The organism is Aeromonas sp. S12(2024) (assembly GCF_041402305.1).
GTDB classification, from domain to species: Bacteria; Pseudomonadota; Gammaproteobacteria; order Enterobacterales; family Aeromonadaceae; genus Aeromonas; species Aeromonas veronii.
Map to the genome: position 1 here is coordinate 72,636 of NZ_JBGLRB010000018.1, position 24,380 is coordinate 97,015.

28 protein-coding genes are annotated in these 24,380 nt (G+C 57.5%); 20 read left to right on the top strand and 8 right to left on the bottom strand.

Annotation, left to right across the window (positions count from 1 at the left end; translation table 11 throughout):
• Positions 1–9: 9 nt before the first annotated feature.
• A complete protein-coding gene (gene cmoM / locus ACB035_RS16520) occupies positions 10–786 on the bottom strand; it encodes a tRNA uridine 5-oxyacetic acid(34) methyltransferase CmoM (protein ID WP_031227571.1) in 777 nt (258 codons plus the stop codon).
• Between the two features lie 101 nt (positions 787–887).
• On the opposite strand from cmoM, the gene elyC reads away from it, so the two are divergent.
• From elyC to pfkA, 3 genes are all read left to right on the top strand, one after another.
• The gene (elyC, locus tag ACB035_RS16525; protein ID WP_236298039.1) at positions 888–1,658 is read left to right on the top strand and encodes an envelope biogenesis factor ElyC; all 771 of its coding nucleotides are present in this window, start codon (positions 888–890) and stop codon (positions 1,656–1,658) included.
• 135 nt (positions 1,659–1,793) lie between these two features.
• Positions 1,794–2,549 (top strand): triose-phosphate isomerase, encoded by a 756-nt coding sequence (tpiA, locus tag ACB035_RS16530; protein WP_040069280.1) that lies wholly within the window; start codon positions 1,794–1,796, stop codon positions 2,547–2,549.
• Positions 2,550–2,698: 149 nt separating this feature from the next.
• Entirely contained in the window at positions 2,699–3,670 is a 972-nt protein-coding gene (gene pfkA / locus ACB035_RS16535; protein WP_005336840.1) for a 6-phosphofructokinase, read from the top strand.
• 1,607 nt (positions 3,671–5,277) lie between these two features.
• On the opposite strand, the gene ACB035_RS16540 is transcribed toward pfkA, so the two are convergent.
• Entirely contained in the window at positions 5,278–6,519 is a 1,242-nt protein-coding gene (locus tag ACB035_RS16540) for a dicarboxylate/amino acid:cation symporter (protein WP_005352303.1), read from the bottom strand.
• 270 nt (positions 6,520–6,789) lie between these two features.
• On the opposite strand from ACB035_RS16540, the gene ACB035_RS16545 reads away from it, so the two are divergent.
• The 3 genes from ACB035_RS16545 (at position 6,790) to ACB035_RS16555 (ending at position 10,257) form a co-directional block, all read left to right on the top strand.
• Positions 6,790–7,074, top strand: coding sequence for a pyrimidine/purine nucleoside phosphorylase (locus ACB035_RS16545; protein WP_005360944.1), 285 nt, complete (start codon positions 6,790–6,792; stop codon positions 7,072–7,074).
• A gap of 151 nt (positions 7,075–7,225) precedes the next feature.
• Positions 7,226–8,611 carry an L-serine ammonia-lyase gene (locus tag ACB035_RS16550; RefSeq protein ID WP_371167738.1) on the top strand — a complete coding sequence of 462 codons (1,386 nt, stop codon included), beginning with the start codon at positions 7,226–7,228 and terminating at the stop codon, positions 8,609–8,611.
• Positions 8,612–8,886: 275 nt separating this feature from the next.
• Positions 8,887–10,257 (top strand): L-serine ammonia-lyase, encoded by a 1,371-nt coding sequence (locus tag ACB035_RS16555; RefSeq protein ID WP_005336844.1) that lies wholly within the window; start codon positions 8,887–8,889, stop codon positions 10,255–10,257.
• Positions 10,258–11,110: 853 nt separating this feature from the next.
• On the opposite strand, the gene ACB035_RS16560 is transcribed toward ACB035_RS16555, so the two are convergent.
• Positions 11,111–11,389 (bottom strand): YcgL domain-containing protein, encoded by a 279-nt coding sequence (locus ACB035_RS16560; RefSeq protein ID WP_236297749.1) that lies wholly within the window; start codon positions 11,387–11,389, stop codon positions 11,111–11,113.
• A gap of 107 nt (positions 11,390–11,496) precedes the next feature.
• On the opposite strand from ACB035_RS16560, the gene minC reads away from it, so the two are divergent.
• The 5 genes from minC (at position 11,497) to mtgA (ending at position 14,615) form a co-directional block, all read left to right on the top strand.
• Positions 11,497–12,216, top strand: coding sequence for a septum site-determining protein MinC (minC, locus tag ACB035_RS16565; protein ID WP_013723728.1), 720 nt, complete (start codon positions 11,497–11,499; stop codon positions 12,214–12,216).
• Positions 12,217–12,234: 18 nt separating this feature from the next.
• Positions 12,235–13,047 carry a septum site-determining protein MinD gene (gene minD, locus ACB035_RS16570; protein WP_005336847.1) on the top strand — a complete coding sequence of 271 codons (813 nt, stop codon included), beginning with the start codon at positions 12,235–12,237 and terminating at the stop codon, positions 13,045–13,047.
• A 2-nt stretch (positions 13,048–13,049) separates the two neighbouring features.
• Entirely contained in the window at positions 13,050–13,316 is a 267-nt protein-coding gene (minE, locus tag ACB035_RS16575) for a cell division topological specificity factor MinE (protein WP_005336848.1), read from the top strand.
• A 196-nt stretch (positions 13,317–13,512) separates the two neighbouring features.
• Positions 13,513–13,839 (top strand): HI1450 family dsDNA-mimic protein, encoded by a 327-nt coding sequence (locus ACB035_RS16580; RefSeq protein ID WP_005352317.1) that lies wholly within the window; start codon positions 13,513–13,515, stop codon positions 13,837–13,839.
• Entirely contained in the window at positions 13,824–14,615 is a 792-nt protein-coding gene (gene mtgA / locus ACB035_RS16585) for a monofunctional biosynthetic peptidoglycan transglycosylase (RefSeq protein ID WP_371167739.1), read from the top strand. Before ACB035_RS16580 ends, mtgA begins: the two co-directional genes overlap by 16 nt.
• Positions 14,616–14,618: 3 nt before the next feature.
• Here the strand turns inward: mtgA and ACB035_RS16590 are convergent, their stop codons facing one another.
• Positions 14,619–14,747: a hypothetical protein gene (locus ACB035_RS16590; protein WP_371167740.1), complete on the bottom strand. Its 129-nt coding sequence runs from the start codon at positions 14,745–14,747 to the stop codon at positions 14,619–14,621.
• Between the two features lie 147 nt (positions 14,748–14,894).
• Here ACB035_RS16590 and ACB035_RS16595 point away from each other — a divergent pair, with 147 nt between their 5' ends.
• Positions 14,895–15,218, top strand: coding sequence for an HI1450 family dsDNA-mimic protein (locus ACB035_RS16595; protein ID WP_005336851.1), 324 nt, complete (start codon positions 14,895–14,897; stop codon positions 15,216–15,218).
• Positions 15,219–15,273: 55 nt separating this feature from the next.
• On the opposite strand, the gene ACB035_RS16600 is transcribed toward ACB035_RS16595, so the two are convergent.
• Both ACB035_RS16600 and ACB035_RS16605 read right to left on the bottom strand, forming a co-directional pair.
• A complete protein-coding gene (locus tag ACB035_RS16600) occupies positions 15,274–15,585 on the bottom strand; it encodes a DUF1289 domain-containing protein (RefSeq protein ID WP_371167741.1) in 312 nt (103 codons plus the stop codon).
• A gap of 1 nt (position 15,586) precedes the next feature.
• The gene (locus tag ACB035_RS16605) at positions 15,587–16,447 is read right to left on the bottom strand and encodes a S1 RNA-binding domain-containing protein (RefSeq protein ID WP_005336853.1); all 861 of its coding nucleotides are present in this window, start codon (positions 16,445–16,447) and stop codon (positions 15,587–15,589) included.
• Positions 16,448–16,678: 231 nt separating this feature from the next.
• On the opposite strand from ACB035_RS16605, the gene ACB035_RS16610 reads away from it, so the two are divergent.
• From ACB035_RS16610 to ACB035_RS16625, 4 genes are all read left to right on the top strand, one after another.
• Entirely contained in the window at positions 16,679–17,893 is a 1,215-nt protein-coding gene (locus tag ACB035_RS16610; protein WP_270904860.1) for a UPF0149 family protein, read from the top strand.
• A 170-nt stretch (positions 17,894–18,063) separates the two neighbouring features.
• On the top strand, positions 18,064–18,528 hold the full coding sequence (locus ACB035_RS16615; RefSeq protein ID WP_005336856.1) for a MarR family winged helix-turn-helix transcriptional regulator: 465 nt from the start codon (positions 18,064–18,066) through the stop codon (positions 18,526–18,528).
• Positions 18,529–18,530: 2 nt separating this feature from the next.
• On the top strand, positions 18,531–18,719 hold the full coding sequence (locus ACB035_RS16620; RefSeq protein ID WP_019445848.1) for a DUF4250 domain-containing protein: 189 nt from the start codon (positions 18,531–18,533) through the stop codon (positions 18,717–18,719).
• Between the two features lie 163 nt (positions 18,720–18,882).
• Positions 18,883–19,062 (top strand): hypothetical protein, encoded by a 180-nt coding sequence (locus tag ACB035_RS16625; RefSeq protein WP_005336860.1) that lies wholly within the window; start codon positions 18,883–18,885, stop codon positions 19,060–19,062.
• A gap of 168 nt (positions 19,063–19,230) precedes the next feature.
• Here ACB035_RS16625 and ACB035_RS16630 read toward each other — a convergent pair whose 3' ends face one another.
• Complete coding sequence (locus tag ACB035_RS16630) at positions 19,231–19,818, bottom strand: FMN-dependent NADH-azoreductase (protein ID WP_005352326.1); 588 nt, start codon at positions 19,816–19,818, stop codon at positions 19,231–19,233.
• Between the two features lie 274 nt (positions 19,819–20,092).
• Here ACB035_RS16630 and ACB035_RS16635 point away from each other — a divergent pair, with 274 nt between their 5' ends.
• From ACB035_RS16635 to ACB035_RS16650, 4 genes are all read left to right on the top strand, one after another.
• Positions 20,093–20,935 (top strand): DMT family transporter, encoded by an 843-nt coding sequence (locus ACB035_RS16635; protein WP_371167752.1) that lies wholly within the window; start codon positions 20,093–20,095, stop codon positions 20,933–20,935.
• An 85-nt stretch (positions 20,936–21,020) separates the two neighbouring features.
• Positions 21,021–22,199, top strand: a complete 1,179-nt coding sequence (purT, locus tag ACB035_RS16640) for a formate-dependent phosphoribosylglycinamide formyltransferase (RefSeq protein ID WP_371167742.1) — start codon at positions 21,021–21,023, stop codon at positions 22,197–22,199.
• A 126-nt stretch (positions 22,200–22,325) separates the two neighbouring features.
• A complete protein-coding gene (hxpB, locus tag ACB035_RS16645) occupies positions 22,326–22,985 on the top strand; it encodes a hexitol phosphatase HxpB (RefSeq protein ID WP_371167743.1) in 660 nt (219 codons plus the stop codon).
• Between the two features lie 273 nt (positions 22,986–23,258).
• On the top strand, positions 23,259–23,462 hold the full coding sequence (locus ACB035_RS16650) for a CPXCG motif-containing cysteine-rich protein (RefSeq protein ID WP_005336871.1): 204 nt from the start codon (positions 23,259–23,261) through the stop codon (positions 23,460–23,462).
• A 174-nt stretch (positions 23,463–23,636) separates the two neighbouring features.
• Here the strand turns inward: ACB035_RS16650 and ACB035_RS16655 are convergent, their stop codons facing one another.
• On the bottom strand, positions 23,637–24,254 hold the full coding sequence (locus ACB035_RS16655; RefSeq protein ID WP_371167744.1) for a riboflavin synthase subunit alpha: 618 nt from the start codon (positions 24,252–24,254) through the stop codon (positions 23,637–23,639).
• Between the last annotated feature and the right edge of the window lie 126 nt (positions 24,255–24,380).

A 24,380-nucleotide genomic window follows, 5' to 3' on the forward strand; every position in this document is an offset into this window, starting at 1 on the left:
TGCGAGCAATCAGCTGGCCGGCTTCTGGGCCATCACATGGATATAGCGACCGAGGGCGACAAAAGGCTCCTGACGGCAATATTGCTGCTCCATGGCCAGCAGATCGTCGAACTTCTCCACCTGATCCTGCTTGTGACGCATATAGTCGTGGATCACCCGCACTCCGGTCTTGCCGATGATGCGCAGCCCCCCGCGACCAATCCAGTCATAGACCTGCTCCGGCAATTGGGGATTGGTGGGCGTAAGCGCAGTCTGGCGCTTCTTGCGAAGACCAAGGCGCACATAGTCAAAATTGCCCACCACCAGGCTCTGGAACAGCAAACCATGACGGTTGTAGAAAAGCAGCGACAGTATGCCCCCGGCATTGACGAAAGGGAACAGACCCAGCAAGGTCTGGCGCGGCTCGGCGAGCCACTCCAGCACCGCATGGCAGAGCACCAGATCAAAGGTGCCGGTCACGTGTTGCTTCAGATCCTGAATGGGGCAATGGATGAGACGGATTTTGTCTTCCAGCCCCTTCTCGGCGATCTGGCTGCGGGCCAGTTCCAGCATTTCTGCTGACAGATCGCATAGCTCCACCTGATGGCCCATGGCCGCCAGCTTCTGGGCGAAATAGCCAAAACCGCCCCCCGCATCGAGGATGCGCAGCGGACGGTTGCCAAGGCGGGCCAGGCAGGCTTCGATGTCGCTCCAGACAATGGTGGTGCGGATGCGCCCCTTGGTGGAGTCGTAAATGTTGCGGGCGAACTTGTCGGCGCGCCCGTCAAAACTCTGATCGTGCTTCAAGGAGAAACTCAACATTAGCGCCACAGGGTTGTGGCCATCCCAAAAAAGAGAGGTATTCTGTCACATCCCGAATTTGCTGAAAACTCAAGGAAGTGTCTGTCGTGTTTGTGCTCAAAAAGTGGCTGGGTCAGCTGTTGATGCCGCTCCCCTTCTCACTCTCCCTGCTGCTGGTCGCCCTGCTGCTACTCTGGTTCACCCGTTTTCAGAAAACTGGCAAACTGCTGGCCACTCTCTCGCTGCTCATTGTGGCGCTGATGGGGATGCGGCCGGTGAGCTATGAACTGGCCCGCGGGCTGGAACAAACCTTCCCGCCATTCGAGGTGAGCAAGCATCCCAACATCGAGGCCATCGTGGTGCTCGGCAACGGCCATGTCAGCGACCCGGCGGTGCCGATGCGCAGTTGGCAGAACAATATCGCCCTGGCACGGACTCTAGAGGGGGTTCGCCTTGCCCAGGCCTATCCGGACGCCGAGCTGGTTTTCTCCGGCTATGTATCGGGGGATCCCCTCTCCAATGCCGAGGTCAATGCCCGGATGGCCGAGAGCCTCGGCATACCCCGTTCGCGGATGACGTTGTTTGAAAACAACAAAGACACTCATGATGAGGCGGTCAGTATCAGCCGCCATCTGAAAGGAAAAGAGGTGGCGCTGGTCAGTTCGGCCACTCATTTGCCACGTGCCATGGCCCTCTATCAGGGTCAGGGACTCAAGGCCGTGCCAGCCCCCACCGACTACACCGCCAAGCAGAGCCAGGTACCCCAGCCCCTCTACAGTTATTTACCCAAAGGGCGTTATTTGATGTATTCCGAAGCTGCCATCCACGAATGGATTGGGGTATGGTGGGCTCGCTTGCGGGGGCAGGTTAACGAATGAGCGATCAAGCGTTTCATTCCTGATTTGGATCAGGAAAGCGAAAAAAAATTACGTCATTTGCCGCCGGGTCAGCTATCTTGGGCTCGGTTCAATTCATATAATGTCGCGCAATCAAATGCCTAGGAGATATACAAGATGAGACAGCACCTGGTAATGGGTAACTGGAAACTGAACGGCACCAAAGCTTCTGTAGAAGCTCTGATCAAAGGACTGACCCCGGCTGCTGCCGCTCATCCTTCTGTACAAGTCGCCGTCTGCCCGCCGGTTATCTTTTTGGGTCTGGTTGAGCAACTGACCGCTGGCAGCAAGATTGCCTACGGTGCCCAGAACGCTGACGTTCACGAGTCTGGCGCCTTCACCGGCGAAAACGCCCCCTCCATGCTGAAAGCCTTTGGTTGCACCTACTCTCTGGTCGGCCACAGCGAGCGTCGTACCCTGCACGCCGAGAGTGACGACGTGGTTGCTGCCAAGTACGAAGCGATCCAGAAAGGCGGCCTGGTGCCGGTTCTGTGCATCGGTGAAACTCTGGAGCAGTTCGAAGCCGGCGTGACCAAGAACGTGGTTGAGACCCAGCTGAAAGCTGTTATCGACCGTTGCGGCATTGCCTCCTTCAACAACGCCGTTATCGCTTACGAGCCGGTATGGGCCATCGGTACTGGCAAGACTGCCACTCCGGAGATCGCTCAGTCCGTTCACGCTCACATCCGTCAGTACCTGGCCGGTTTTGATGCCGCCGTTGCTGCCAAAGTACAGATCCTGTACGGCGGTTCCGTCACTGGCGCCACTGCAGCCGACCTGTTCGGTCAGCCGGACATCGACGGTGGCCTGGTCGGTGGTGCGTCCCTGAAAGTGGACGACTTCTCCCAGATCATCGCTGGCGCTGCCAAGTAATCGCTGATTACGGCAAAGAGAGGGGCTCGCCCCCTCTCTTGTATCGCTTTTCCTATGGTGGCCCCCGCATCCCATATGAAAGCCGATATAGTAAAAGTGGCTTGTCTATTTAAACATTCGTATTTGACAACTCAGATCCAGAGGCACTCATGACCAAACAAATCAAACGTATTGGTGTTTTGACCAGTGGTGGCGACGCACCCGGTATGAACGCAGCCATTCGCGCCGTGGTTCGCGCCGGTTTGCATCATGGCCTGGAAGTTTACGGTATTTATGATGGCTACCTCGGTCTGCACCAGGATCGCATCGTCAAGCTGGAGCGTCACAGCGTCTCCGACGTGGTGAACCGTGGTGGTACTTTCCTCGGCTCCGCCCGTTTCCCTGCTTTCAAAGACCCCGCAGTGCGCGCCGAAGCGATCGAAAACCTGAAAAAACACGGTATCGATGCGCTGGTCGTCATCGGTGGTGACGGCTCCTACATGGGTGCCAAGAAGCTGACCGAAGAGGGTTTCCCCTGCATCGGCCTGCCGGGCACCATCGACAACGACATCGCCGGTACCGACTTCACCATCGGCTTTGATACCGCCCTGAACGTGGTGGTTGACGCCATCGACCGCCTGCGCGACACCTGCAGCTCCCACCACCGTATCTCCGTGGTCGAGATCATGGGCCGCCACTGTGGCGATCTGGCCATGTCTGCCGCCGTTGCCGGTGGTGCCGAATATGTGATCGTGCCGGAAGTAGCCTTCGACAAAGAGAAGCTGCTCAAGCAGATCAAGGAAGGCGAAGCCAAAGGCAAGAAGCACGCCATCATCACCATCTGCGAGCACGTTACCGACGTGAACGCACTGGCTAAAGACATCGAAGCCCTGACCGGTCGTGAAACCCGCGCCACCATCCTGGGCCATATCCAGCGTGGCGGTGCCCCGACTGCCCGTGACCGCATCATGTCCAGCCGTATGGGTGCTTACGCCGTTGAGCAGCTGCTGGCTGGTCACGGTGGTCGCTGCGTCGGTATCCAGCGCAACGAGCTGGTACACCACGACATCATCGACTGCATCGAGAACATGAAGCGTCCGTTCGATCAGGAGCTTTACAACCTCTCCACCACCCTGTTCTAAGCCAAGCGGCTTTTTACCGGCTGTTGATGACAAAAACCCTCCATCGGAGGGTTTTTTTATATCTTACACAAACGGGTGCATCGGCACGCTGTGTGCCCCTCACCATACGGGTTGCCTGATTACCAACCCTTGCACCATCTGACTGATCACCAGCCTTCCCCTCCTCACAGCAACCTACTTCATCCTACGAACAGAGTTCCGATATTGCCGTGGATGTTTTATCACTGCGAACCGGATTGCGTTGACCTGCGCTCTGTCGACCCTGAAACGGGCTTGTCCGGCCTCCTCGTCATACGCCGCTTTTTATATCTCAATCTTGTAGAAGGGACGCAGATATCTTACCCAACCATGCTCCGGCGCAGCTCTCGTATTGCAATCACATGACTCACGCAGGTGCATCGCCCACGCAAATCGCTGCTCGCGCCCAGCCCAGCCCAGCCCAGCCAGAGAGTATGCCTCTGCTCTATTGCGCACCTCACTCTTGCTGTGGCCATGTCTATTCCGAGGCCGACGGGAAAATTGGCGGTGATAAAACAGCCAGCTGCTACTCTGTACCCCCCCGATGCACGGTTCTCCTCCCTATGAACCCAGTGTATTGCTGTAAAAATGCGGAGACTCTGGACTGATAAAGTGATGGTGTGACAGGGGTTGGCAACCAGACTCTCTCCATAGACTTCTTTTGGATGGGCTATCTACGTCAGGAGTCGTCAAGTCATTGCCTTGCGCACTTTTTATGGCCTCAATGACACTATTACGAGGGTGAAAACTTATAAAACGCCACTTGAGCTCCATACAAAACCCACCACCAAGCCAACCAGCAACTCACTAACCAATTGAATTCAAATGAAATAATCATAAAAATAGAATCTTGAATGCCTGCCATGCCAGAGCAGGTGATAAAATCAGCTCAATATGACAAAAATAGCCATCTCAACCAACCACACATATAAAGCAGCTATTTTATCAATTTACACCTTGTTTTACCCCCTTGTTATGGTATCTTGACTACATCAACCAACAACTTAGGGAGAGAAAAATGAAAGAGTTTGTCGTTACTGCCGTTTTCACGGTGTTTTTCACCCTGGTTGCTGTCTCTCTGCCCTCACTGTCACAGTTCTGAGCCGGATAGAGAGGCATCAATCCGGACCGACCCTCTTTGCCATGTCTGTTTAATCGCCACCAACTGGCGCTTTTCAGTGACAATGCCGAGATGGTCAACATAGATATGATTTCATCACGTTGACGCTGTTTCTTTCGCCAAAAGGGTGTAACCAGGATGGTTTAACCATATGGCCTGATGGAGTAGAACCAGCAGCAGATCATATCCGAGGGGAGCAAGGCTCCCCTTTTTGTTACCCGCCGTTTGACAATCTCCTACCCCGGCATCTACAACAGGCCGGTTGACGCCATACGGCCCATGCCCACAACTGATGCTTTCCCCTCCTGTACTCTCCATTCAACACAGCTAAATCCGTCAGCAATCTCTTTGCACACCTTTGCTCTGATACTTGTCTGGCAGATATAAAAAAGCCCCCGCCATCATGGCAGGGGCTCGCGTTACGCAGTGTCAGCTTAGGGCTGTTACATCTCAGCCCAGTTCAAAGCAGTTATGCCTTGTTCCAACGCTGTGGGTCATATTCCGGGCTGAAGCGGTCAACAATGACAGCACAGGCCGCATCGCCGGTGATATTGAGGGAGGTGCGGATCATGTCGAACAGACGATCCAGCGCGAACAGCAGCGGCAACCCTTCAATGGGGATCCCGGCCGCCAGCAGCACGGCAACCACCAGGAAGCTTGGGCCCGGCACACCGGCCTGACCAATCGCCCCCAGAGTGGAGGTCACAATGATGGCTGCCCAGGCACCGACGCTCAGATCGATGTTGTAAACCTGCGCGAAGAAGATGGCGACCAGACCGTAATAGATGGCGTTGCCGCTCATGTTGATGGTGGCACCCAGCGGCAACACGAAGGAAGCGGTCGCGTTGGTCACTTTCAGATCATGCTCGCAGGTCTCCATATTGACCGGCAGGGTCGCCATGGAAGAGGCGGTGGAGAAGGCCACGATCTGCGGCTTCTTCATGGCAGAGAGGTACTTCATCACCGGCGTGTTGGAGAACATCATCACCAGCAGCGGATAGACCACAAAGCCGAAGATAAGGATGGCAGCCACATAGACCACGAACAGCTTGAGTACCAGGGTCAGCACATCGAAGCCATAGGTACCGATGGCTTCCGCCATCAGACCGAACACCCCGAGTGGTGCGATGATCATCACCTTGTTGATCATCCAGACGAAGGCATCCACCAGAGTATTGAGCCCATCGACCAGTGGCTTGGCCCGCTCGCGCGGCTGTTTGGCCAGCGCAATACCGAGGAACATGCAGAACACCAGGATCTGCAGGATGTTAGCCTCGTTGAGGGAGTTGAAGACGTTGGTGGGGATCATGCCAAGCAGGGTGGCGACTGCATCCGGCAGCGCCCCTTTATCGGCGTAGTCACCGCCAAACATGGAGGCGACGGAAGCGAAATCGACCCCGACACCCGGTTTGAAGATCTGCCCCATCACCAGCGCCAGCAACACGGCCAACGCGGAGGTCACGAGGAAGAAGGCCAGCGTCGCTGCACCGATCTTGCCCGCCGCCGGGCTGGCGCCCAGATTGGCGGCGCCGGAGAGGATGGCAACCGCCACCAGCGGGATCACCAGCATCTTGATCAGCTGGATAAACAGGGTACCGAGCGGTGCAAACACGGTGGCTTGTTCACCCATGAACGCGCCGACCACTGCGCCCAGTACCATGGCGACCACAACCTGGAAGCCGATGTTTTTAATGAGTCCTTTAGTTAACACAATATGTTCCTTTATGTAGCAAAATTCACACTTTTCCCAGTGCAATTAACCAAACAGGGGAATGAGCGGCTGCCCATTCCCCTGTTTGCGCGTGTTATCTCACATTTAATTGCTGTTTTAAATCAGCAAATCATTAACCTTGGCTATTAATAAGTTTGCGAAAAAGTGAAGATTCAAAGCGGTCTCGGCGATTTTTACCTCATCCCCCATGACAACTGGCAAAAGATTGTGCTAGTTTGGCTGCACAAACGTACACACAGGGATGTAAAGATGCTGAAAGTTAACGAGTATTTCGACGGAAATGTAAAATCCATCGGTTTCGAACAAAAAGGCGAGAAATCAACCGTCGGGGTGATGAACACCGGTGACTACCTGTTCAACACTGCCGCCCCCGAACGAATGACAGTGATCAAGGGCGCCCTCACCATCCAGCTGGCTGATGAAGATGAGTGGCACACCTACAGCCAGGGTGAATCCTTCCTGGTGGCCGGTCACTCCTCCTTCAAACTGGAAGTGAAAACCCCCACAGCTTATCTGTGCGAATTTCTCGACTGATCAGGCCGGTTGAAGGGGATCAGCCCCTTCAACCTTATTGGCCCCCCAGCCCCATTATCTGTGTCCATATCACAGCACCGCACATCCCCGCTTCCTATCCATGGCAAAAATCCTAGAATAAACAGACATAAACCATCACCGGATTGATGTCATGATCAGCGTGTTTGACCTGTTTTCCATCGGAATTGGCCCCTCCTCTTCCCATACCGTCGGCCCCATGCGTGCCTCTTATGCCTTCGTCCAGCAGCTCAAGCTTCAAGGGCATCTGCCACAAGTCATGCGGGTCGAAGTGGAGTGTTACGGCTCGCTGGGCCAGACCGGCAAAGGGCACGGTACCGGCAAGGCAATCATTCTGGGGTTATCGGGCTTTGAACCGGAATCGGTCGATATCGATGCGATTCCCGCCATTCTGGCTCGAGTGGAAAAGGAACAGAACCTGCAGCTGGCAGGCGAACAACCAAGCCATTTTCCCCGCACCGGTGCCATCATCTTCAACCGCCGAAAAACCCTGCCGGCCCACACCAATGGCATGACTCTGCGGGCCTTTGATAAAGAGGAAAACCTGCGCTTCAGCCAGACCTACTACTCCATCGGGGGCGGCTTCATCATTGAAGAGAGCCACTTTGCCACCTCCAAAGAAGAGGCCGCCAAGTCCGATGCCGAACATCCAGTCCCCTACCCGTTCGACAGCGGCGCCCAGCTACTGGCCCACTGTCAGGAGAGCGGCCTCTCCATCTCGGGGCTGATCCTCGCCAATGAGCGGGTATTTCGCAGCGATGAACAGATAAAAGCGGGGCTGCGCAAGATCTGGCAGGCGATGCAGGGCTGCGTCGAGCGAGGCTGCAAAAGCGAAGGGGTGCTGCCGGGCGGCCTCAAGGTTCGGCGCCGCGCCCCGGGGCTGTTCCGCCAGTTAAGCTGCGAGACCAACTTCAACAAGGATCCGCTGATGGTGATGGAGTGGGTCGATCTCTTTGCGCTGGCGGTCAATGAAGAGAACGCCGCCGGTGGCAGGGTGGTCACCGCCCCCACCAATGGCGCTGCGGGCATCATCCCCGCCGTGCTGCACTACTACGATCGCTTCGTGCACAAGGTGGATGACGAGATGCTGATCCGCTACTTCCTCACCGCGGCTGCCATCGGCATCTTATATAAGAAGAACGCCTCCCTATCCGGGGCCGAAGTGGGTTGTCAGGGAGAAGTGGGAGTCGCCTGTTCCATGGCGGCTGGCGCGCTGACCGAACTGCTGGGGGGTAGTCCGGCCATGGTGGAGAACGCCGCCGAAATAGGCATGGAGCACAATCTCGGCCTCACCTGCGATCCCATCGGCGGACTGGTGCAGGTGCCCTGCATCGAGCGCAACGCCATGGGGGCGGTCAAGGCGATCAATGCCGCCCGCCTCGCCCTTCGCGGCACCGGCGAGCACAAGGTGTCACTGGACAAGGTGATCAAGACCATGTGGGAGACCGGCAACGACATGAAGACCAAATACAAGGAGACGGCCCGTGGCGGCCTCGCCGTTAACATTACCGAATGTTAAAAAACGGCAAATGACTCCATTTGGTTCCGAAATGCCCGGCATCGCCGGGTATTTTTATGGGCAAACGCTTAACAAAATGGATAAGCACAAAAATAAATTTTATACTCGCGCCTCAGATTCAACAAAAATAGATCTATTTCAACTTTTTTTAGGTCTGGAGCCGTTACACTACGGTTATCTGGTTCTGTGACCTGCGCTGACAAGCGCGTTCCATGGATCTCCCAAATTTCTGTGAGTGGGCATGCCGCCCCCTTCTACCCTGAGGTAATAGTGACATGATCAGCGTTTTTGATATCTTCAAAATCGGTGTAGGCCCCTCTTCTTCCCACACTGTTGGCCCGATGAAAGCGGCCAAACAGTTTGTTGACGAGCTGCGCGCGGGCGGCAAGATCCGCGATGTAACCCGGATCAATGTCGATGTTTACGGCTCCCTCTCCTGGACTGGCAAAGGCCACCATACCGACACCGCCATCATCATGGGCCTGGCTGGCAACTTGCCGGAAAATGTCGATATCGATGCCATCCCCGAGTTTATCTCCCGTGTTGAGCAGACCGAGCGCCTGCCGATCGGCCTGCACTGCCACACCGTCAGCTTCCCGCGTGACGCCATGGTATTCCACGACGAAGCCCTGCCGCTGCACGAAAACGGCATGAAGCTGACTGCCCTGATCGAAGATGAAGTGGTTTACAGCAAGACCTACTACTCCATCGGTGGTGGCTTCATCGTTGACGAAGAGAACTTCGGCAAGGCTGACAGCGGCGACATGTCCGTACGCTATCCGTTCAAAAGCGCCGCTGAGCTGGTTGCCCATTGCAGCCAGACCGGTCTCTCCATCTCTGCCCTGATGATGGAAAACGAGAAGTGCTTCAACACTCCGGAAGAGATCTACAAGAAGTTCGGCAAGATCTGGAACACCATGCGCGAAGGTATCGAGCGCGGCTGCCGTACCGAAGGCGTTCTCTCCGGCCCGCTGCGTGTACCCCGTCGTGCCGCACCGCTCTACCGTCAGCTCAACACCAACGAGAACCTCTCGAGCGACCCGATGAACATCGTTGACTGGGTCAACATGTTCGCTCTGGCCGTGAGTGAAGAGAACGCAGCCGGTGGCCGCGTGGTCACTGCCCCGACCAACGGCGCTGCCGGTATCATCCCGGCCGTACTGGCTTACTACGACAAGTTCATCCAGCCGGTTGGCCGTGACGAGTACACCCGTTTCTATCTGGCTGCCGGTGCCGTCGGCATCCTCTACAAAATGAACGCCTCCATCTCCGGCGCCGAAGTGGGCTGTCAGGGTGAAGTGGGTGTCTCCTGCTCCATGGCCGCTGCCGGTCTTACCGAGCTGATGGGCGGTAGCCCGGAGCACGTCTGCGAAGCTGCCGAAATCGGCATGGAGCACAACCTGGGGCTGACCTGTGACCCGGTTGCCGGTCAGGTACAGGTGCCTTGCATCGAGCGTAACGCCATCGCAGCCATGAAAGCGGTCAACGCCTCCCGTATGGCCCTGCGTCGTACCTCCAAGCCGCGCGTCTCTCTGGATAAGGTGATCGAGACCATGTACATCACCGGCAAGGACATGGACTCCAAGTATCGTGAAACCTCCCGTGGCGGTCTGGCCATCAAGGTGATGCAGGTTGCCTGCGAATAAATAAGGGTTACGACCCTCATCTGAACAAAGGCGGGATATCCCGCCTTTTTTATTGCCCGAATGGGATGCCGGGCACTTATACCGGCATACCGACCATTTCACTGTAGGGCGTCGCTGATATACCCTGCTACGCCACCGCAATGCAGATTGCCTTGTCTGCATACCTCTCTAATTACATACCTTGATTAACTCTTCTCAATGCATTGAGAGGGACATTACGCCCCTACATGAAACCTGTACCTGCTATCTTGCCCCGGTCACGATTCCACAACTAATCGATATCGAGATGGCCCCTCATCTCAATATCCCCCTTTGGTCATACCCTTGTTTGGCAAGACGCGGTTACCGCTCACCCTGCGGATTATCACGCCGCCACATTGATTTCCACCTATGCGGCACTTTCGTGATCAGGGCAAACAATCAAGAACACAAACAGGGGATTAGCTCATCATTTTGGCCACAGCGCATCGCGCAAACTGGTTTTAGTACAGTTATCACCGCCCTCTTTTCGCCCCATTTGATGGATAACTCATCGCGCAGTGGAGACAAAAAAAGCGCCCAAAGAAGGGGCTGAAAATAATCGATGAATGGGCCAATAGCCGTTGAAATGGAGGATATGAGTGCGCGCTACTCGCTATTTTTGTGAGCGCCAGCAAAGGTTGAGGATATGGTGTTGGGAGTAGATTGACTTTCTATTTAAACAGCGAAAAGTGAATATCACCAAAGGGAGGGTTTAATTTGGCCAGATCCTGTCACGGGATTATCGCAGGCCACCTCTCCGGGGCCGGAATGCGTCATGCAGAGTCACAAAGAATTAGCCCCGCTGGGCTGAACACACAACGGGGCTGGATATTCAGGATGGTTTTTTCAGGCTGGCCTTGTGCTGCTCCAGCAAATTCTCGGGGGGCGGCGGCACCTGCAGGTAGAACCCCTGGTTGGTCAGCGCGGCCATCACCTTGCCGACATCAGCCAGCCCCAAGGGCTTGGCCGGATCCAGCTTGGTCATCAGCACCAGCTCGGGACGCCCGAATGCGTTCAGCAATGGCTCGGGAACGCGGGAGAAATCCTCTCTTTTTTCAACAAAAAGGTAGGTCTCGGCTTTTTTGCGACTTTTATAGACTGCACACAACATGGAAATTGATATAATCCGACGAGTTTATTGCCTCTGATGGGGGCAAACTATAACATCAGGAATTGAATAACAATAACGGATTAGCATCTCTGCCTCGGGGAAGATTCATGGTTGAGCGCGATAACGAATTGAAAGGGACCACCTTCACTATTTCTGTGTTGCATATCAGCGATGGCGAGCCTGAGCGGATACGTCAGTTGTTGGCCGAAAAAGTGGCCCAGGCACCCTACTTTTTTAATTGTGCGCCGCTGGTGATCAATGTTTCCCGACTGGAACATATTCCCGATTTCGAACAGCTCAAGGAGCTGGTGGAGTCCGAAGAGTTTGTGCTGGTCGGCATCACAGGGGCGCGCAGTGAAGAGATGAAGACAGCTGCCAAGGCGGTGGGACTGGCCGTGATGGCCTCGGGCAAGAGTCGCAAGAGTGAACCGGAACCCGAGCCTGCCCCCGCGCCAGCCGCCCCTGAGGTGGTTCCCGAGCCCGAACCCGCCCCCTTGATCCCGAGCAAGGTACATGTGGGACCGGTTCGTTCCGGCCAGCAGATTTACGCCGCCGGCACCTCGCTGGTGGTGCTGGGGTCCGTCAGTCCGGGAGCCGAAGTGCTCGCCGATGACAGCATTCATATTTATGGCACCCTGCGTGGCAGAGCCATTGCCGGTGCCCGGGGCAACACCCAGGCCCGGATCTATTGCCAGCAATTACAGGCCGAGCTGCTCTCCATCGCGGGCACATTCCAGCTGAGCGATGCATTGCCGGCAGGCCTGATCCAGCAACCGGTACACGTCCGGCTGGACAACGAACAACTCCGAATAGACCGTATCAAATAGAGTTACAAGGAAGCGAGAATGGCGCGAATCATAGTCGTTACATCGGGTAAAGGTGGCGTTGGCAAGACCACAACCAGTGCGGCCCTGAGCACCGGCTTAGCCCAGCGTGGTCACAAGACAGTGGTCATTGACTTTGACATCGGTCTGAGAAATCTGGATCTCATCATGGGCTGCGAGCGGCGCGTGGTGTATGACTTCGTCAACGTCATCAACGGGGAAGCAAACCTCAATCAGGCGCTGATCAAAGACAAACGCTCGGAAAATCTGTTTATCCTGCCCGCCTCCCAGACCCGGGACAAAGATGCCCTCACCCGTGAGGGGGTCGAGAAGATCCTGGATCAACTGGCGGAGATGAAGTTCGATTACATCGTCTGCGACTCCCCGGCGGGGATTGAGGCGGGCGCACTGATGGCACTCTATTTTGCCGATGAAGCGATCGTCACCACCAACCCGGAAGTCTCTTCCGTGCGTGACTCCGACCGCATCCTTGGTATCCTGGCCTCCAAGTCCCGCCGCGCCGAGCGTGGCGAAGACCCCATCAAGGAGCACCTGCTGCTGACCCGCTACTGCCCGACCCGCGTCAACCGCGGCGACATGCTGAGCGTGCAGGATGTGCAGGAGATCCTGGCCATCCCGCTGCTCGGGGTGATCCCGGAGTCCCAGGCGGTGCTGCGCGCCTCCAACTCCGGCGAACCGGTCATTCTGGACAAGGAGTCCGATGCCGGTCAGGCCTACGAAGATGCGGTGTCCCGCCTGCTGGGCGATGCCAAGGAATTTCGTTTTCTGGAAGAAGAGAAGAAGGGCTTCTTTAGCCGACTGTTCGGGAGTTAAACATGTCATTATTGGATTATTTTCGTTCCAACAAGAAACAGAACACCGCACAACTGGCCAAAGAGCGGTTGCAGATCATTGTTGCTCACGAGCGTTCATCCAGAGGGGGGCCGGATTACCTGCCCCAGCTCAAGCAGGACATCCTCGATGTGATCCGCAAATACGTCAACATTGATCCGGAGAAGATAACCGTCCAACTGGATCAGAAGAGTGATGAGCTGTCGGTACTGGAGCTCAACATCACCTTCGCCGATGACAAGAAGGGATGAGCTGACGCCCTATGCGTGACCCCTTCCCCCAATGAAGACCGGATCCTGTCACTGGATCCGGTTTTTTATTGGCACAAAAACAGGCCACAGCGGCTCGCCTCATCTCGCCAAGGGGTCTGCCGACCGCTAGAATAGCGCCGCCCCGCAGGCAGTGATCTGCGCGGCACCTTTTTCTCTTTTCTGGAACAGACCGCTTATGTCTATGAATGACGAAATGCACAGCGTCGAGGAACTGCTCGATACCGCCCTCGAACTCTTTATGGAGCTGGCCTCTGACAACCTGCCGGAGCAGGAGATCGCCCGCTTCAATCAGGAGTTCAACGATCGCGGCCTGCTGGCCGAAACCGATCCGGCCGATGACTGGGAAGCGGACGTGGGTTTTGCGGTGAGCGACACCGACTATGCCGAGATCTGGGTCGGCCTTGGCAACGAAGAACAAGAGTATGAGCACCTGTTTGCCCGCATGCTGCTCTCCCGCCGTGTTGACGAGAAGTTCTGCCACATCGAATGGCTGCCCCAATAATTCCGGATCCCGATGATCCCAGCCACTATCAGTGGGAGTCTGGCCCTGACGCCGTGGCCCCCGTGCGCCCATCTGCATCGTTTGGGCGCCGGGTGTTGAGGTGGGCAGGCAAGATCGCGCTGGCCGGGCTGCTCTGCTCGGTCGGCTCGGTCGCCTTGCTGCGTTTTATCGATCCGCCGATGTGGAGCTGGCGTATCGAGCGGGCTCTGTTTCCGCCCGCCAAGATCACCCAAGTGCGCCATCAATGGGTAGATCTGGAGTCCATCTCCAAGGAGCTGCAGCTGGCGGTGATCGCCGCCGAGGATCAGCGCTTTGCCGAGCACAACGGCTTTGACATGGATGCCATCAACGCGGCCCTCAAGCACAACCAGCACAGCGAACGGGTGCGCGGCGCCAGCACCCTCAGCCAGCAGACCGCCAAGAACCTCTTTATGTGGAGTGATCGCAGCTTCCTGCGCAAGGGGCTGGAGGCCTGGTTTACCCTGCTGATGGAGCTGGGCTGGGACAAGGCCCGCATTCTCGAGGTCTATCTCAATATCGTGGAGTTCGGCCCCGGCATCTATGGCGCCGAAGCCGCTGCCCGTACCTACTTTGGCAAACCGGCCAGCCGCTTGACCCGCTACGAGTCATCCCTGCTGGCCGCCGCCCTGCCCAATCCGTGGCGTTATCGGGTCAAGCCCCCTTCACCCTATGTGCAGAAGCGCTCGGTCTGGATCCGCCGCCAAATGGGTCAACTGGGCCAGATCACCCTCAATCGGGTGCATCAGGCCGACTGATCCTCAGGGCTCATCGGGCTTCTCCGGTGGGCCCAGATGACCGCCCACCGTCTCGCGGTGAAGCGGCAGATAGTGCCACCACCAGGCCTCGCGCCGTCGCTTGATCTGTTGCCGCCGTTCCCGCTGCTTCATCCCCTTACTCCCTGCCAGATGATCCGCGCCTTAACCATACTCCCCCAACGGCAACTTGGACAGGTCAGGCACGCCCGGCGCACTGGTCTGGCCGCCACAGCCAATAATTGTTACAGTAGCGAACCTCGATGTATCTGGAGTGATTTCATGGAACAGCGTACCCCGGATCAGCTGGTCGAATGGGCCTATGATCAGTTTCTTGAGCAGGCCGCCGATATGCTGGCCCCCGAACAAATAGTCGACATCACCCTGGAGTTTGAGCAGCGTGGCGCCGTGGAGGCGACTCTGCCCAATGCCGACTGGTCGACCGAGCTGGGTGAGCCGGTCGATATGGAGCGCTGGGTCGAAGTGTGGGTCGGTTTGCTGGATCATCAGGATGAGTTTGAGGTGATCTTCGCCACCTTCCTGCTGCCCCGTCTGTTGACCGAAGATCAAGTGCATGTGCGCTGGCATCGCCAGCAGCAGGCATAAAAAAGGCGCCATCGGCGCCTTTCTTGTTTCTGTGCACTCTTATTGCTGTTCTCTGCTAATCCTGCGCCGCGATGGCCTTGGCCAGACAGCGGCGGCACCAGCAAGCGCTGGCCTCCTGCATCGGCAATACCCGCAACTGGCTGCACCAGCACTGGGCGATGGTCTGACCGGCAGAGACGGCGCAATAGGCCGGTTCGCCACAACCCGGACAGCGGTGGGTGCTTTTCGAGCCATCCAGCTCGGCCATCACCGCCAGCTGGGCCTTGCTATCCATCGCCGACCAGTGGCCGATCTCGCTCAGGGTGCGGCCACAACCAAGGCAAAGCCCGTCTTTCGCCTTGCAGAGGCCAACACAGGGGCTCGGCATCTTATTCGCTATCCACTGCCGAGTCGGTCTCTGTGGCCACCAGAGTGATGGCGTTATCTTCGATGACAATCTTGCCCTGCTTGTAGAGGCCGCCGATCGCCTTCTTGAAGGTGCCCTTGCTCATGCTGAACAGCTTGTAGATGAGCTCGGGTTCGCTCTTGTCACCCACCGCCAGACTGCCGCCCTGCTTTTTCATCCGGCTCAGAATGCGTTCACCGGCGTCATCAACCCGCGCCAGACCCGGCTTTTGCAGGGTCAGATCGAGCTTGCCATCCTCGCGCACCTGCTTGACCCAGGCGGTTTGCGGCCGACCGGTCATCACCCGGCCAAACACCTCGTTCTTGAACAGCATGCCGGGATACTGACCGTTGACGATCACCTTGATACCAAGGGGCGAGTGCTCACCCGGCAGCGCGGTCACTTCGTCACCAACCTTGAAGTTGCTGCCGGCCGGAGTCAGGAAACGCTCGATGCGGCTGGTGCCGACCATGCGCCCTTCGTTATCCAGTTGCAGACGCACCAGATAAACGTGGCCCACCTGCATCGGCTTGTTCTGCTCGCGGCTGGGCACGAACAAGTCTTTTTTCATGCCCCAGTCGAGGAAGGCACCAATCTTGTTGGCATTGACCACTTTCAGACCGGCAAATTCGTCCACCATGGCAAATGGCTTGTCGGTGGTGATCACCGGCTCGCAATCGGCATCCAGATAAAGGAAGACCTGCACGCTATCCCCCTCTTTCACCCCTTCCGGCAGTTGACGCTTGGGCAGCAGCAGTTCACCGTACTCATCGGCCGCAAGCCAGGCGCCACGGTCTTCGAGTTCAACAACGGTGAGGGTGTTCATCTTGCCAATCTGTATCATGGTGCTCTCTTTTTTCATTACCCGGATGGGCCAACTGAACATGGCCCCTATGGGCGCGCATGTTACCTCAAGAGCGGTGATCCGGCCTAGTCCCCAAGCCACCACGAGCCGCCCTTTCGCCCCTATCTTATCCGCCAATGGTGATTAAATCGCCAAACAGGCGGCCATTTGCTGCAAATAACCCCACTTTTAGGTAGACTTCGCGGCTGTTCAAATCCAGAGGAACTGTCGATGAACCCATCCACTCGTACCCGCCATCTTAATCAATGGATCCAGAGCCACAGCGATCAGGACATGACCTACCCGGCCCTGCACGGTTTTCTCTGTGCTCGTCTGGTGGGGCCAGAGACCCCTGACTGGCAACGCCCGCTGGCTGGTCTGCTGGAACAGGATGCCGAGTTGGATGAAAAAAGCGCAGAAGCCCTCAACCACCTGATCGCCGAGCTGGAATCCCAAGCCGACGACGCCCAGCTGGCCCTGCCCAGCCAGTGCCGCCTGCCCAGCGATAACCCCGAGCAGGTGTTCGAACAGAGCCACCCCCTCGGTCAATGGTGTTATGGCTTCAGCATGGGTTTTGCCACCTGGCCCAAGCCGAAGGATTTGAACGACCCGACCACCCAGTACCGCTTCAGTCTGGCCGCCGAGCTGAGCCTGTTTCGCGACAAGCAGATGGCCCAGATGCTCTATAGCGCCGCCGCCAGCGAACTCCCCTTTGTCGAGTTCTGCAAACGACAGCGCCAGAATATGAAAACCGCCCTCAACCAGTTGCTCAACCTCGACCAGTATCAGGCCGCCCCCAGCGCTGATGTGGCCCTCAATAGCGAGCAGGCCCAACAGTGGCAGACCTGGTTCGAGCTGGCCGACAGCTGCCGCGATCATCAGGCCCGCCTCGGCTGGTTCGAGAAGATCATCGCCGATGCCACTCCGCTCTTTGATGAAGCCTTCTGGCAGCAAATCGCCGGCCACGGCTGGAGTGCCCCCGAGCTGCGTCCTCTGCTGGCCGCAAGAGCCGGCCGTGCCGACTGCCTGCTGCGCCTTGGCAAGCTGGACGAGGCCAAAGCGGAGTATCTGGCGCTGCTGACAATCTGCATGGCCGATGAGCTGGGTTGCCGCTACAACCTCTCCACCCTCTATGCACTGCAAGGGGATTGGCAGGCGTTGGCCGCCCTGCTGGTGCGCTTCGATGAAGCCTCCAGCTGGTTGCTCTACAACAAGGCGCTGATGGTCTTTGCTACCGAGGGAGCCGAGGCAGCCAAGCCCCATCTGCTGGTCGCCATCGAGGCCAACCCGCACATTCCGGCCTGCCTGCTGGGTCAGCGCAAGCTGCCCAAACAGGAGCCACAAAGCTGGCAAGCGGGCAGCCGCGACGAGGCCGCGCTCTACGCTATCCACACTCGCGAGGCCTGGCTCAAGCAGAACGCCCTCATCTGGTTGCGTAAAGGCTGAACAGCGTTGGCTTAAAATCCCGTCGGTCAGACCCGGTTTTTCCTTGAGGGCGTGCGCCACCGCACATTTCATCGCAACCGGGTCAGACAAATCAGCTTGAGTTTCGTATCATCAATGTCAAAGTATCAAAAGAAACTGCATCTGATGCAGCCGTCACAGCAGGGTGTAATATGTCAAAAATCATAGCGTTACTCGCTCACTACCCGCCCTATCAGTTGGTACATGCCGCCGAGATGCTACGGGATACCTTCGAACAGTTTTATGAACAGCGTTACCAGCTGACCGTGCCGCAATGGCGCCTGATGATGGTGCTCGGCCCCAACTACCCCATCAGCCAGAAAGAGCTGGTCGAGGCGAGCGGCATGGACAAGGTGCGCATCTCCCGCGAGATCCGCCGTCTGGTTGAAAAAGGGATCATCTTCACCGAGAGCAGCGAGCAGGATAAACGCATCAGCCTGGTCTCCCTCACCAATGCCGGGCTCGCCCTCTTCCTGCAGCTCAAGAGTGAAGCTGGCAGCTGGCAACATACCCTGACCGACTATCTGCCTAGCGAATCCCGCGAGGCGATCCGCCAGCATCTGCACAGCGTCAGCGCCGCCATCGAGCAGCTGCAATCACTGGATCGGGAGAAATAATCATGGATTTGAAAAAGTTCGCCACCATGGACATCAACATGCTGCTGAGCGTCGTCAATATGCAGCTGCGTGATCGCTATGACGATCTGGATGATCTCTGCAAGGCGCAGGAGATCGATCAGGCTGCACTGGAAGCGCGGCTCGCCAGCGGCGATTTTCACTATCAGCCAGCGCAAAAGCAGTTCAGATAAAGAGAGCTAGCGGGATCGGGATCACAGCGCCAGTGATGGCACTGGCTCTGCGGTAAAAACCTGATATGGTCTGAAGAGCCCCAACAGGGTGATGCACGGATACATCACCCTGTCACAAGAGGGCATTAAAATCGTTTCAGGTGAGCAAACCAAGGATGACCCCATGATATTGATGACCCGACAGAGCCTGTTGATCACGCTCTGTACCCTGTTGATGATCAGCCTCTTCACGCCCCACTTGCCACAAAGTACCGAACAGTGGCTGACCACCCTCTTGCTTGGCCTGCTGGTCGCGGTGGCATTGCTGCTGGTGCGTGGTTGTCGCCGCTTTATGATGGAGTAGTGACTCCACCAGAGCGTCCATACCGACCGCTTGCCGCGATGCTCTCTGCAGCAGCAACGTCTGTCGCAATCATATCTAGCCAAAAAACAAACGCAGCCTGATGGCTGCGTTCTTGTATCTGGCGGGGCAACCCTTTGAAGAGATAACCCCTGACGAGATAGAGAGCCCTTAGATAGCCAGAGCCTCAAGCTGCGCTTTGGCCGCTTCCATCCCCTTGCTCTGGGCATCCGGACCCATCCCCATCCCTTCGGCGTAGATGAAATCCACCTCTTTGATACCGATGAAACCGAGCACGGTACGCATGTAGGGGGTCACCAGATCGGTGGCGCTGCCGACGTGCATGCCGCCGCGGGGGCTGATCACCAGCGCACGGGTATTTTCAACCATACCGACCGGACCGGTCTCGGTGTAGCGGAAGGTGACACCAGCACGAGCTACCAGATCGATCCAGTTTTTCAGCTGGGTCGGGATGTTGAAGTTGTACATGGGGGCCGCAATCACCACCAGATCGCTCGCTTTGAGTTCGGCGATCAGCTCGTCAGACTGGGCGATCACCGCCAGTTGACGTTCATTGAGGTTGTCACCACCGCGCAGGCCGGAGGCCAGCTCGCCATCCAGCACCGGCAGGTTGAGGGCTGCCAGATCACGCACGGTGACGGCATCATCCTGATGGTCAGCCAGGAAGCCGTCGATCAGGGCGTTGGATTGGGAATATTGACCCAGGATGCTGGATTTGAGTACGAGGATATTGGCCATGGTGAAACTCCATTTGGTTGTCGGTTGAACAGCGTTGCTGTCGATGGAGGTCACTCTAAACATTGTGCTTATTTGCTGATAGCGAAAATAGATGCTCAACTTGTTCAAATTTTTTGATGCAAGGCCACTTCCTCGCCAGCCAACCCTGCGGCCGCGCTTCAACCCTTGGCAGAACAAACGATTGCCGTTATGATCCGCCGCACTTTTTTCCAGCGACCCGGATCCCATGATACCCTCGCGCAGGCATTATCCTTTGGCCGGTGCAGTCTGGATGATGGTGGCAGGACTCTGCTTCGCCGCCGTCAACAGCCTGAGCCAGTATGTCAGCTTCAAGCTTGGTCTCCCATCGACCCAGGTCGCTTTTCATCAATACCTGATCGCCCTGATCTGCCTGCTGCCCTGGCTGGTTCGCCATGGCTTGCGCCAATCCCTGATCACCAATCAGTTCCGGTTACACCTGTTGCGGGTATTGCTGGCAGTGATCGGTATCCAACTCTGGCTCTGGGCACTGGCGTACCCCGTCCCCATCTGGCAGGGGATCGCCCTGCTGATGACTTCGCCACTGTTTGCCACCTTGGGCTCTGCTCTGCTGCTCAAGGAGCAGGTGAGCCGGGCCCGTATTCTGGCCACTCTGGCGGGCTTTGCCGGCGCCATGCTGCTCCTCGCCCCCTGGGCTGACGATTTCAGCTGGGCCTCCCTGCTGCCGGTGGCGGCGGCGCTGTTCTGGGCGGGCTACTCCCTGCTGGTACGCTATCAGGCGGCCAACGAATCATCCCACACTATCGTGGTCTACCTGCTTATCTTCAGTACCCCGTTCAACGCCATGCTGGCGCTGCCAGAGTGGCAGTGGCCCACCGAGCCACAATGGCTGCTGCTGGCGGCAGCGGGCATTCTGTCAGCACTCGCGCACATGTCCATCGCTCGCGCCTACAGCGTGGCGGAGGCCTCCTTCGTGCAGCCTTTCGATTTTGCCAAGCTGCCGATGAACGTGCTGGCAGGCTGGCTGGTATTTGGCTGGGCGCCCCCCGGCCGTCTGTGGCTTGGCGCCGCCATCATCATTGGCGCCATTACCTTGCTGACCCATCTGGAGCAGCGCGCTCACAAACCCTTTTCCTGAGGTACGCCATGCGTGCCTCTTTTTTTGTCCGCTATTTGTGTAATAGCGATCATCAACAATGACCATCGACATCAGGAGAGATCGTATGTTTGGAACCGCAACCCGCCCCGGCGCCACCCGTGCCCTGCTGCTGGGCTCCGGCGAACTTGGCAAGGAGGTCGCCATCGAGTTGCAACGGTTCGGGATCGAAGTAATCGCCGCCGACCGCTACCCCAATGCCCCCGCCATGCAGGTGGCCCACGCAGCCCACGTGCTGGACATGCTCGATGGCAACGCCCTGCGTGCCCTGGTTGCCGAGGTCAAACCCGACCTCATCATCCCCGAGATTGAAGCGATTGCCACCGATACCCTTGCTGCCCTTGAGCAGGAGGGGGTCAAGGTAGTGCCCAACGCCCGCGCTACCCAGCTCACCATGAACCGGGAAGGGATCCGCCGCCTCGCCGCCGAGACACTGGGTCTGCCCACCTCCCCCTACCGCTTTGCCCAGAGCAAGGAGGAGTTTGTCGCCGCCGTCGAGGCTATCGGCCTGCCCTGCGTGGTGAAACCTGTGATGAGTTCGTCCGGCAAGGGGCAGAGTGTACTGCGCGATCTCGCCAAGCTGGATGAGAGCTGGACCTACGCCCAGGAGGGTGGCCGCGCCGGTCGTGGCAAGGTGATCGTCGAGGGCTTCGTTCCCTTTGAGTACGAGATCACCCTGCTCACGGTACGCGCCGTCGATGGCATTCACTTCTGCGAGCCGATCGGCCACCGTCAGGAAGATGGCGACTACCGCGAATCCTGGCAGCCGCAGGTGATGAGCGAGCTGGCGCTGGCCCGCTCCAAAGAGGTGGCGGCCAAGGTAGTCGAAGCCCTCGGTGGTTACGGCCTGTTCGGAGTCGAGCTCTTTATAAAAGGCGATCAAGTGTGGTTCAGCGAAGTCTCGCCGCGCCCCCACGATACCGGCATGGTAACCCTGATCTCTCAGGATCTCTCCGAGTTCGCCCTGCACGTGCGCGCCATTCTGGGGCTGCCGGTTGGCACCATCACCCAGTACGGGCCGAGCGCCTCTGCCGTGGTACTGCGCGAAGGGCATAGCCAGAATATCTGCTATCAGGGGATTGGTGAGGCGTTGGCGCTGGTGCCGGGTGCCCAACTGCGGCTGTTTGGCAAACCGGAGATCGCCGGTCGCCGCCGTCTTGGCGTGGCGCTGGCCCGCGCAGAGGATTGCCAGGATGCGGTGGAAAAAGCCAAAGCCGTGGCCGCCAAGGTCGAAGTACTGTTCTAAGGGCTTTTTTGCCACAGCAAAACAAACGTTTGCCGATGTGATCGGGCGCAAGGGGCATGGCAATGCCCCTTTTGCATTTCCCCGTCCGGCTTATAATCCCCTCTTCAAATTTGTCAGGAGTACAAGATGTTAGCTGCCGTGATCTTCGATATGGATGGTGTTCTGATCGACTCGGAACCCTTTTGGCAACGGGCCCAAATCGCCGTTTTCTCCGAACTGGGTCACCCCCACACCGTCGAGGATTGTGAGTCGACCATCGGCGTGCGCATCGATCAGCTGGTCGCCCACTGGTATCGCCTGCGCCCGTGGAGCGGCCCGACTCAGGAAGAGGTTGTGCAGCGCATTCTGGATCAGGTCAACGCCCTGATCCTCTCCGAAGGTCAGGCCAAAGCCGGTGTGATGGAGGCGCTCGACCTTATCGAGGCCCGCGGCCTGAAAGTGGGTCTGGCCACCTCCTCCCCCTTTGCGATGGTAGAAGCTGTGCTCGGCAAACTCGGCATTCGCGATCGCTTTATGGCGGTTCACTCTGCGGAAATCGAGCGTTTCGGCAAACCGCACCCGGATGTCTATATCCACGCCGCCGAGAAACTGGGGGTAGAGCCGGTTCATTGTCTGGCCATCGAGGACAGCTTCACCGGCCTGCTGGCGGCCAAGGCGGCCTCCATGACTGCGCTGATCGTGCCGGATCCCGCTTTAGTGGGTGATCCACGCTTGGCCATCGCCAACTACCAGCTCGGCTCGCTGGCCGAGCTGAATGCCGACATGTTGGCCAGCTGGGTCAAATAGCGCCTATCGGCGCCTTGTTGCGCTCGTATTCTCATACCCGCAGGGGGCTCCAGCCCCCTGTGATTGCCAGACAAAACCGTTGGTAATTCCCCTCTTTTCACCCGTCATTCATAACCAGATTGTTCCTATCGCACACGACCAGTCCAACCGGTTGCACCTTGCCATCGCTCAGGCTTGATCTCTGTCATAAACGTGCGTTTGCTCGCGGTTAACCCCCTGCAGCCCGACTAGAATCAGGGTAGATAGGCGGCCTCAGGGCCCGAGGAGGTTATCATGATCGAGTACACCAGCAAGCGCATCGTCTGCCCTCACTGTGGCCACCATACCCGGGTCGAGCTGGATGCCAGCCAGGGTGATCAGGAGTTTTACGAAGATTGCATGGCCTGTTGCAATCCGATCCACCTGCGGCTTCACCGCGACGAAGCCCGCGACTGTTTGCAGTTGTTTGTGGATGCAGACGACGAGCAACTGTTTTGATTACGAGTCACAAAAGGCCGAGCAACTGTTTTGCATGCAAGTCGCAAAGAGCTGAGCAGATGTTGTGATTGCGAGCCATAAAAAGTTGAGTGGATATTTTCACCATGTAAATAACAAGGGCCTGCACACTGCAGGCCCTTGCTTATGAGGGGATTGACACCGAGCCGTTTCCTTTCAGTTACCCCCGCGCGCCGCCAGTACCCGCTCCACGGTATCGACGATGGCCTGGGTCTGGGGATCGATCTCGATATTGGTCTGCCAGCCAGCCTTGACCCAACCCAGGTTGGTGCGGGCCAGGGTCTCGGGGATCAGGTGGACGCAGAACTCCCGCTCGCGCACCTCACCTATGGTCAGACTGATGCCGTCGATGCCGATATACCCCTTGGTCAGCACATATTTCATCAGCTCGGGGGCGAGGCGATACCACACCTGACGGTTGTTGGGGGTGTCGATCACCGAGGTCACTTCCGCCATCCCTATGATATGGCCGGACATGGCGTGACCGCCGATCTCGTCGCCAAAGCGGGCAGCCCGCTCCACATTGACCTTGTCCCCCACCTGCAACAGGCCGAGGTTGGTGAGACGCAGGGTCTCCTGCATCAGATCGAAACTGACCAGATCCCCCTCAACCCGGGTGACGGTCAGGCAACAGCCATTGTGGGCGACCGAAGCGCCGAGGGCCAGCCCTTCCCCCCACGCCGGGCTTGGCATGCGGATCACATGGGTACGGAAGTTGGGTTGCTCCTCGATGGCCACCAGTTCGGCGGTCCCCTGCACTATGCCAGTGAACATCTCTCGTCTCCTGCTAAGGCAAAAAGGGCAGGTTAACCTCGGGCAGAGGGTGAGACAAGGGTACAGGCTGACAAGCTTGCGTCCGATCGCTATAGTGACGCCGTTCACATCCGGGTAAACAAGGAA